At 61.9% G+C, this 8,931-nt stretch carries 8 protein-coding genes and 2 pseudogenes; 8 read left to right on the forward strand and 2 right to left on the reverse strand.

Translation table 11 applies throughout. From position 1 onward, the window contains the following. The first annotated feature begins 17 nt into the window (after window positions 1-17). The 6 genes from bamA (at window position 18) to lpxB (ending at window position 6,403) form a co-directional block, all read left to right on the forward strand. The gene (bamA, locus tag EP867_RS13770; protein ID WP_241656913.1) at window positions 18-2,375 is read left to right on the forward strand and encodes an outer membrane protein assembly factor BamA; all 2,358 of its coding nucleotides are present in this window, start codon (window positions 18-20) and stop codon (window positions 2,373-2,375) included. Then, window positions 2,375-2,971 carry an OmpH family outer membrane protein gene (locus tag EP867_RS13775; RefSeq protein ID WP_128490067.1) on the forward strand — a complete coding sequence of 199 codons (597 nt, stop codon included), beginning with the start codon at window positions 2,375-2,377 and terminating at the stop codon, window positions 2,969-2,971. Before bamA ends, EP867_RS13775 begins: the two co-directional genes overlap by 1 nt. Before the next feature lie 80 nt (window positions 2,972-3,051). Next, window positions 3,052-3,513 (forward strand): 3-hydroxyacyl-ACP dehydratase FabZ, encoded by a 462-nt coding sequence (gene fabZ / locus EP867_RS13780; RefSeq protein WP_128490068.1) that lies wholly within the window; start codon window positions 3,052-3,054, stop codon window positions 3,511-3,513. Window positions 3,514-3,516: 3 nt separating this feature from the next. Beyond that, window positions 3,517-4,314 carry an acyl-ACP--UDP-N-acetylglucosamine O-acyltransferase gene (lpxA, locus tag EP867_RS13785; RefSeq protein WP_128490069.1) on the forward strand — a complete coding sequence of 266 codons (798 nt, stop codon included), beginning with the start codon at window positions 3,517-3,519 and terminating at the stop codon, window positions 4,312-4,314. 101 nt (window positions 4,315-4,415) lie between these two features. Then, window positions 4,416-5,225 carry an LpxI family protein gene (locus EP867_RS13790; protein WP_128490070.1) on the forward strand — a complete coding sequence of 270 codons (810 nt, stop codon included), beginning with the start codon at window positions 4,416-4,418 and terminating at the stop codon, window positions 5,223-5,225. Next, on the forward strand, window positions 5,222-6,403 hold the full coding sequence (gene lpxB, locus EP867_RS13795) for a lipid-A-disaccharide synthase (protein ID WP_128490071.1): 1,182 nt from the start codon (window positions 5,222-5,224) through the stop codon (window positions 6,401-6,403). Before EP867_RS13790 ends, lpxB begins: the two co-directional genes overlap by 4 nt. Here lpxB and mnmA read toward each other — a convergent pair. Continuing rightward, window positions 6,346-7,491 carry a tRNA 2-thiouridine(34) synthase MnmA gene (gene mnmA / locus EP867_RS13800; RefSeq protein ID WP_128490072.1) on the reverse strand — a complete coding sequence of 382 codons (1,146 nt, stop codon included), beginning with the start codon at window positions 7,489-7,491 and terminating at the stop codon, window positions 6,346-6,348. The two genes, lpxB and mnmA, sit on opposite strands and share 58 nt — an antisense overlap. Before the next feature lie 117 nt (window positions 7,492-7,608). Between mnmA and sciP the strand changes: the two genes are divergently transcribed. Continuing rightward, window positions 7,609-7,887 (forward strand): CtrA inhibitor SciP, encoded by a 279-nt coding sequence (gene sciP, locus EP867_RS13805; protein WP_128490073.1) that lies wholly within the window; start codon window positions 7,609-7,611, stop codon window positions 7,885-7,887. 92 nt (window positions 7,888-7,979) lie between these two features. Beyond that, window positions 7,980-8,513 (forward strand): annotated as a pseudogene (locus tag EP867_RS13810) (response regulator); the annotation flags it as partial. A 57-nt stretch (window positions 8,514-8,570) separates the two neighbouring features. On the opposite strand, the pseudogene EP867_RS19850 reads toward EP867_RS13810, so the two are convergent. Continuing rightward, window positions 8,571-8,931 (reverse strand): annotated as a pseudogene (locus tag EP867_RS19850) (tyrosine-type recombinase/integrase); the annotation flags it as partial.

Below are 8,931 nucleotides of genomic sequence, written 5' to 3' on the forward strand. Positions count from 1 at the left end.
GACCGGGAGAGTGACGGATGAGCGGCCTTTTCAGCAAACGGGCAACCGGTAAATCTGCAATGCGCCTTCGGTCCTGTCTTCTCGCCAGTGTTATGGCGGCGGGCAGCGTTGCTGCGATCGTTCCGGTGGTCGCCTATGCCCAGGCCTACAGCTTTTCCAATGTGACGATTGAGGGCAACCAGCGTGTGGATGCCCGCACGATCCTTGGTCATGCCAAAATCAACCGCGGTCGCAGCCTCAGCGCGGCTGAGATGAACGACGTCTACCAGCGCCTGATGAACGCCGGTCTTTTCGAGAGTGTGAACCTGCAGCCGCGCGGCAATACGCTGGTCATCTCGGTCAAAGAGCTTCCGGCGATTTCGGTTGTCAACTTTGAGGGCAATAAGCGGCTGAAGTCCGAAGATCTCCTCAAGGGCATTTCGTCGAAACCGCGCCGCTTCTATTCGCCCGCCACCGCCGAGGCCGATGCCGCCGCGATCGCTGAAGCCTATTTCAGCACCGCCCGTATTGCCGCCCGTGTTGAGCCGAAGGTCATTCCGCGCGGCAATAACGCCGTCGATCTGGTGTTTGAGATCGCCGAAGGCCGCGTGTCGGAAGTCGAGCGTCTGAGCTTCGTCGGCAACCGCAATTTCACGGACCGCCGTCTGCGTCAGGTGCTGCAGACCAAACAGGCGGGTCTCCTGCGCGCCATCATCTCGCGCGACACCTATAACGCGGACCGGATTGAGATCGACAAGCAGCTGCTGCGCGATTTCTACCACTCGCGTGGCTATATCGACATGCAGGTCCAGGATGCGACCGCCGAAATGGCGCGTGAGCAGGACGGCTTCTTCGTTACCTTCACGGTGCGCGAAGGTCTGCAGTATCGCTTCGGCACGACCCGTGTGATCTCGGAAATCGAAGGTCTTGATACCAGCGAGTTTTCCTCGCTGCTGCGTCTGAAGCCGGGCGCGGTCTATTCGCCTTCGGACGTGGAAAGCGCGATTGCGCGGATGGAATCGCTGGCAGGGCGCAAGGGGATCAACTTCCTGCGCGTTGAGCCGCGGATCAACCGCGATGAGCGCAACCGCGTGCTGAACGTCGATTTCGCTCTGACCCGCGGCGAGCGTATCTTCGTTGAGCGCATCGACATTGAAGGCAATACCACCACCTCTGATGAGGTGATCCGCCGCCAGTTCCGCACCGTCGAGGGCGACCCGCTGAACGCACGCGAAGTCCGCGAAGCGGCTGAGCGGATCCGTGCGCTTGGCTACTTTGAAACGGCCAATGTCGAAGCCTCTGAAGGGTCGACCCCGGAAAGCGTGATCGTCAAAGCAACCGTGGAAGAGAAGCCGACCGGTTCGCTGTCCTTCGGTGCCAGCTATGGCAAAGCGGATGGTGTCGGCCTGACCGTGGGTCTGTCGGAATCGAACTTCCTGGGCCGGGGTCAATATGTGGCCGTGGACCTGAACCTCGGTGCCAAGAACGCGACCTCCTCCTTCACCTTCTCGGACCCTTCGGTTCTGGACCGCGATCTGAAGTTCACCTTCGCCGGTCTTTATGAGCAGACGGAGGCGAATTACTCGACCTGGGACAGCCGCACGGTGCAGCTTGCCAGCTCGCTTGAATTCCCGCTGGCGGAAAACACCCGTCTGGCGACCCGGATCACGGTGGGTAAATCCGGCATCCGCAATGTGGCCGGCGATCCGGCGACCGGCCTTCCGGCAACCGGGATTCTGGCCGAGGAAGCCGAAGGCGGCAGCAAAATCTATGCCGGCCCCGGCTATACCCTCAGCTTCGACAACCGTCGGGACGGTCTGCAGGGGCGCACGGCCTATGTCTTCCGTCTGAGCCAGGATTTCTTCGGGCTGAGCAGCGATCTGAAGTATCTCAAGACCGAGATCTTCGCAGGTTCTGAGACGAAGTTCTTCAACGGCGATCTGCGCCTGCGCGCAGAGCTGGAAGCCGGTGCGGTTCATGCCCGTGGCGGCACTGATCTGCGCGTGCTTGAGCGCTTCTTCATGGGCGACAAAATGCGCGGCTTCGAGCCCTTCGGCATGGGCCCGCGCGATGTCAGCAACGGTCGCAGCGACCCGCTGGGCGGCAACTATTACGCCGTGGCGCGACTGGAAGCGGATTTCCCGCTGGGTCTGCCGGAAGAATATAAGATGCGCGGCGCGGCCTTCTTCGACGTGGGCTCTGTCTGGGGTCTCGACAACACCACTTCGGGCGGTGTGACGGTGGACGACAGCCGCAAGCTGCGCTCTTCGGTCGGTGTTTCGCTGCTCTGGGATACGCCGATGGGGCCGCTGCGCTTCAACCTCGCCAAAGCGCTGAAACAGGCTGAGGGCGATAAAGAGCAGCGCTTCGACATCTCGATTTCGACGAAGTTCTGATGCTTCGGCCTTTGCGCCAGGCCCTCTGCGGGCTTGCTTTCACCGCGGCCCTCTCGGGCGGCGGTGTTTTCGCTGAAGAAAGCGGCGCCGTGCAGTTCGGCACCCTGAATGAGGCGCGGCTCTTTGCCGGAAGCCGCCTCGGGCAGGCGATGATTCAGCGCTTTGAAACCGCGCAGCTGGCGCTTGCGGCAGAAAACCGGGAGATCGAGGCCAGGCTGACCGCGCGTGAGCAGGATCTCACGCGGCAGCGTAAGGTGCTGAGCACGGAGGAATTTCGCCGTCTCTCGGATCAGTTCAATGCTGAGGTTGAGAGCTATCGTCGCACCCAGGCCGACAAAGAGCGCGCACTTTATCTGGAGCACGATGCCGACCGCCGCCGCTTCAGCGTGATGAGCAATGATGTGCTGACGCGGCTGATGCGCGACCGCGGGCTTTATGCCATCATTGCCGAAGATGCGATCATCCTGGCCTTTCGCGGTATCGACATCACCGAGGCCATGATCGCGCGGATGGACGCTGAGATTGACGAAGAGGCGATCGAAGCCGAAGCTGAGGCACCGCCACAGACCGGGGGTCCCGCTCCGTCCCGGCCCTGAGGCCCTTCTGGACAGGCCGGGCCTGACTTGTTATCCAGGCCAGAGAGGCGCGGTCCGCTGCGCCGCCATGAGGATTTCTGATGACTGACACGCCGCGCCTTGAAGCCGATCTGGATCTCATTACCCGGATCATCCCGCATCGTTACCCCTTCCTGCTGGTGGACAAAGTCCGCGACGTGGTTGCGGGCGAAAGCTGCGTGGGCATCAAGAATGTCACCTATAACGAGCCGCATTTCACCGGGCACTTCCCCGGCATGCCGGTGATGCCGGGTGTTCTGATCGTCGAAGCCATGGCGCAGACCGCCGGTGTGCTGGTCGGCCTGACCATGGATCTGGTCGACAAAAACGCCCGCGTCTTCTTTATGGGCGTCGACAGCACGAAGTTCCGCCGCAAAGTGGTTCCGGGCGATGTGCTTGAACTGCACGTGAAGGCGCTGCGCGGCGGTGGCCGGGTGTGGAAATTCGAAGGTGTGGCGAAAGTCGACGGCGAAGTCGCCTGCGAAAGCACCTTCACCGCCATGTTCGACGTCCCGAAAGGCTGAGCCATGTCGATTGACCCCTCGGCAGTGATCCACCCCTCTGCCGTCATCGAAGAGGGGGCAGTGATCGGCCCGCAGTGCCGCATCGGCGCTTATGCCATTGTCGGCCCGGATGCCACCCTGCATGCAGGTGTTGAGCTGCGCCCGCATGCCGTGGTTTCGGGCTGGACCGAAGTCGGAGAGGGGACCATTATCTGGCCCTTCGCCTCCGTCGGCGGTGAGCCGCAGGATCTGAAATACCGTGGTGAGCGCACCCGTCTGGTGGTCGGCAAACGCTGCCGCATCCGCGAGGGGGCGACGCTCTCGACCGGGACTGAGGGCGGCGGCGGGCTGACGCAGATCGGCGATGACGTTCTGATGATGACCGGCGCTCATGTCGGGCACGACTCCATCGTCGGCAGCCGTGTGGTCATGGCCAATCAGGTCGCTGTCGCGGGGCACTGCCACATCGGGGATGACGTCATCATCGGCGGCCTGTCGGGCATTCACCAGTTTGTCCGCGTCGGACGCGGGGCGATCATCGGTGCCGTCACGATGGTGACGAATGATGTCATGCCCTTTGGTCTTGTTCAGGGGCCGCGCGGGCAGCTTGACGGGCTGAACCTCGTCGGGCTGAAGCGGCGTGGTCTCGATCGGGCCGGTATCCATGCGCTGCGGGCCGCCTATGAGGCCATGGGCCAGGGCGAAGGAACCTTCATGGAGCGGGTCCAGCGGATCGCCGATGGCGATATGACCGCAGAGGTCCGCGAAGTGGTGGACTTCATCCTCGGCGCCTCTGACCGCTCTTTCCTGACGCCCCATTAAGATTTTCCGGGGCCAGGACGGCCCCGGTCTTCACCTCTGCCCGCCTCTGGTGCCGGGCCTGAGCCGCGCCCTGAGCCGGGCCCTGACCATAGGGAACCGCCATGTCCGGCCGTTTTGCCATTATCGCCGGGACCGGAGCGCTTCCGGTTGCTCTCAAAGCCGCGCGCCCTGACGCTCTGGTCTTTGCGCCTGCCGGGGTAACCCCGGATCTTCCGGCTGAGAGCTTTCATTTCGAACGCCTGGTCCCTTTTCTCAACAGTCTGACCGATCAGGGGATCACCCGGGTTGCCCTGGCAGGGGCGATGCAGCGGCCCCGGCTTGATCCGGCACTCTTTGATCCGCTGACGGCGCAGATGGTGCCGCGTCTGGTGGCCGCCATGCAGGCCGGTGATGACGCGACTTTGCGCGAAATTGTCGCCATTTTCTCTGAATTCGGCATTGAGGTGGCGGGTGTCGATGCTCTTGCACCGGACTTGCTGCCGCAGGCGGGGGTTCTGACGCAGACCCGGCCGAGCGCAGCGGATGAAAAAGATGCAGAGCGTGCTGCCGCCATCGTGGCCGCACTTGGTCAGGTCGATGTCGGGCAGGGCGCGGTGGTTGCCCAAGGGCTGTGCCTGGCAGCGGAGAGCCTGCCCGGCACGGATGCCATGCTCGACTTCGTTGCCCGCACGGGGGGCACGCTGCGCCCGGATCCGGCCGGGCCCAGGGGGCTCCTTTATAAAGCGGCCAAACCGGGACAAAGCCGTGATGTCGATCTGCCCGCGCTTGGGGTGACCACGGTGCAGAACGCCCATGCGGCGGGTCTGGGCGGCATCGTCTGGGCCGCAGGCGATGTGCTGCTGCTGGAGCGTGAGGCCATGGTCGCAGAAGCCGACCGGCTGGGCCTTTTTCTTTGGGCGCGCGCGACGTGAGGCCCTTTCTGATCGCAGGCGAGGCCTCAGGGGATAAGCTCGGGGCTGCGCTGATGGCGGGGCTGACCGCGCGGCTGGGGCCGCTGCCCTATAAGGGGGTTGGCGGTCCTCTGATGGAGGCAGAGGGCATGGTGAGCCTCTTTCCCATGGAAGAGCTTTCCATCATGGGGATCGCTGAGGTTCTGCCAAAGTATTTCCATCTCAAGCGCCGCATAGCCGAGACGGCGCAGGCGGTGCTCGACAGCGGTGCTGATCTCCTGATCACCATCGACAGCCCGGATTTCTGCCTTCGGGTGGCAAAACTGGTCCGTGCCGCGCGGCCGGAGTTTCGCACGGTACATTATGTGGCCCCCTCGGTCTGGGCCTGGCGTCCGGGACGGGCGAAAAAGATGGCGCCGCTGGTGGACCATGTTCTGGCGCTTTTACCCTTTGAGCCGGTGCTGATGGAAGCGGCGGGAATGAGCTGCGATTTCGTCGGTCATCCGGTGGTGGCTGAGCGGCGCGCCGATGCGGATGACGTTGCGGCTCTGCGCGCGAAATATGGTCTCGCCGCCCCCTGGCTTCTGGCGCTGCCCGGCTCGCGGCGCGGCGAGGTCACGCGGCTGGCGCCGGTCATAGGCGAAACCCTGTCGCGGCTCGATCGACCGGTGCAGGTGGTGCTGCCCACGGTGCGCGGGGTGGAGGATCTGGTGCGCGATCTCAGCCGGAACTGGCCGATTGAGCCGCTGATCCTCACGGATGGGGCAGAGAAGCGTGCGGCCTTCGCCGGGGCGGCTGCGGCCATCGCGGCCTCGGGCACGGTGTCGCTGGAGCTGGCGGCAAATGCCGTGCCGATGGTCATTGCCTATGATATGTCGATGATCAGCCGCATGATGCTGAAAACCATGCTGAAAATCGACACCGTGACCCTGGTGAACCTTGTTTCAGAAACCAGAGTGATCCCGGAATTTCTGGGCGCCGACTGTCGGGCTGAAAAGATTGCTCCGGCGCTGAACGCGCTGCTCAGCGACGGGGCACAGCGTCAGGCGCAGCTTGACGCCATGCGCCTGACCATGGAGCGCCTGGGCCAGGGGGGGCTGCCGCCCGGAGAGCGGGCGGCAGAGTCGGTGATCGGCTATTATCAGCGACCGCGCCAGATCCAGCCGCCGCCCAGCACCCGGGTGCTGTCGGGCGCGTAAAAGACGCAGGCCTGGCCCGCGCTGACCCCGTCTTCCGGGGCGATCAGTTCCACTTCAGCCTCGGTCTCCGAGATCGGGCGGATGATCGCCTCGCGCGGCGGGCGGGTCGAGCGCACTTTGACCATGATGTGCCATTCCGGGCGGCTCATCAGCGGGGCATCGCCCAGCCAGTTCACTTCCTTCACCGGCACGATGCGGGTCGAGAGCGCCTCTTTCGGGCCGACGACCACATGGCGGCTTTCGGGATCAAGACGCACCACATAAAGCGGATCGCTGAGGCCGCCGATCCCAAGGCCGCGACGCTGGCCGATGGTATAGTGAATGACACCGCGGTGCTGGCCGAGGACCTTACCCGCCATATCGACGATATCGCCGGGATCGGACGCCCCCGGGCGCAGCTTTTCGATCACCGAGGCATAATCACCGTTCGGCACGAAGCAGATGTCCTGGCTGTCGGGCTTATCGGCCACCGGCAGGCCGTATTTCGCGGCAAGCGCGCGGGTCTCGGCTTTCGACTTCAGATGGCCCAGCGGGAAACGCAGATAGGCCAGCTGCTCCGGCGTGGTCGAGAACAGGAAGTAGCTCTGATCGCGGTTGGCATCGGCGGCCATATGCAGTTCCGGCCCGTGCTCACCCACCATGCGCTGGATGTAGTGACCGGTCGCCATGCAGTCGGCGTCAAGCTCTTTGGCGGTGTTGAGCAGGTCGCGGAACTTCACCCGCTCATTGCAGCGGATGCAGGGCACCGGGGTCGCGCCGCCAAGATAGCTTTCGGCGAATTCTTCCATCACCGCTTCGCGGAAGGTGTTCTCATAGTCGAGCACATAATGCGGAAAGCCCATCTGCTCGGCCACGCGGCGCGCATCATGGATATCCCGACCCGCACAGCAGGCCCCTTTTTTCGCAAGCGCCGCACCATGGTCGTAAAGCTGCAGGGTGACGCCCACCACGTCATAACCCTCTTCCTTAAGCACCGCCGCGACGACAGAGCTATCGACCCCGCCCGACATGGCCACCACGACGCGGGTGTCAGCGGGCGCCTTGGGCAGACCCAGCGAGTTCAGAGGCAGATCGAGGTCGCGTGGCATGGTTCTCTCCGAAAGATGTGCAGGGATATAGGAAAATCCTCAGCATTCTCCAACCCCCCGCTTCAGAGGTCTTTAAGGCTGAACCGCGACATTTCGGTCATCTGTGGGAGAGTGACCATGTTTTTGAAAAAGGTTGAAGGGATGCGGCAGGTAACCCTGGCGGATGGCACGGTGCTCAGCCGTGGCGATCTGCCCCCTGCTGACACCCGCCGCTGGGTGGCCAGCCGCAAGGCTCTGGTGGTGCGTGCGGTCGATCACGGGCTGATCACCCGGGAGGAGGCGCTGTCGCGCTACTCTTTATCCGAAGAAGAGTTTGATCTCTGGAGTGAGGCCGTTCACGCCCATGGCGAAGCGGCTCTGAAAGTCACAGCGCTGCAAAAATACAGGCAACTTTAGGTTGTAAATTTTAAAAGCTCAGGCAGAGTAAGACAGGATTAACGCTTTACGTTCAAGGTTAATCCCATTGTTTTACCAGTGTGGAGCGCGCGATGCGTATATTATTGGTTGAAGACGACGCGGCCACGGCGCGCAGCATTGAGCTTATGCTGACCCATGCCAATCTGAATGTCTATTGCACCAATCTCGGAGAGGAAGGGATCGATCTTGCCCGCCTTTATGATTACGATCTGATCCTGCTGGATCTGAATCTCCCGGATATGCACGGCCACGAAGTTCTCAGGCAACTTCGGCTGTCGCGGGTGGAAACGCCTATTCTCATCCTCTCGGGCGTGGATGATACAGATAATAAAATCAAAGGCTTCGGTTTTGGTGCAGATGATTATCTGACCAAGCCGTTCCACCGGGAAGAATTGGTGGCGCGTATCCACGCTATTATCCGGCGCTCCAAAGGTCATGCGCAATCCGTAATCCGGACCGGGCGGATCTGCGTCAATCTTGACGCTAAAACCGTTGATGTCGAGGGGCGGACCGTGCATCTGACCGGAAAAGAATATCAGATGTTTGAGCTGCTCTCTTTACGAAAAGGCACAACCCTGACCAAAGAGATGTTCCTGAAACATATTCAGATCCGGAAAAACCGTTTAAAATCAATGGTCGCCCGTTTCAATTTCAACGAAATTTCAAAATTCCGGCTTCGTTCCCGTTCTGTCTCCACGCGCTTTCTGTGCCTCTGAGGCCCGGGCCTTTTGCATCGCCGCGCCTGCGTAGAGATGAACCATTGCGGATTGAGCGTGGCCCGTAATAGCTTTGACGTGCTCAGCGGTCATTCCCGGAATTGCCGCAATTTCGCTGGCCGCAGTATAGCGCAAGCCGTGAATGTCATAATCACGAGCGCCAATTTCTTCGCGCACCGTCATGAAATCTTTCCATGCCAAATTATAGCTGACACGCAGGCCGTTATTTTGTGCGACGATATAAACTCGAATTCCTCGAAGAACCGCTTGACCTTGGTCAGTGACGGCCGCCCGACAGGGCGCGTTA

It is taken from the genome of Falsigemmobacter intermedius (genome assembly GCF_004054105.1).
Lineage (GTDB): Bacteria > Pseudomonadota > Alphaproteobacteria > Rhodobacterales > Rhodobacteraceae > Wagnerdoeblera > Wagnerdoeblera intermedia.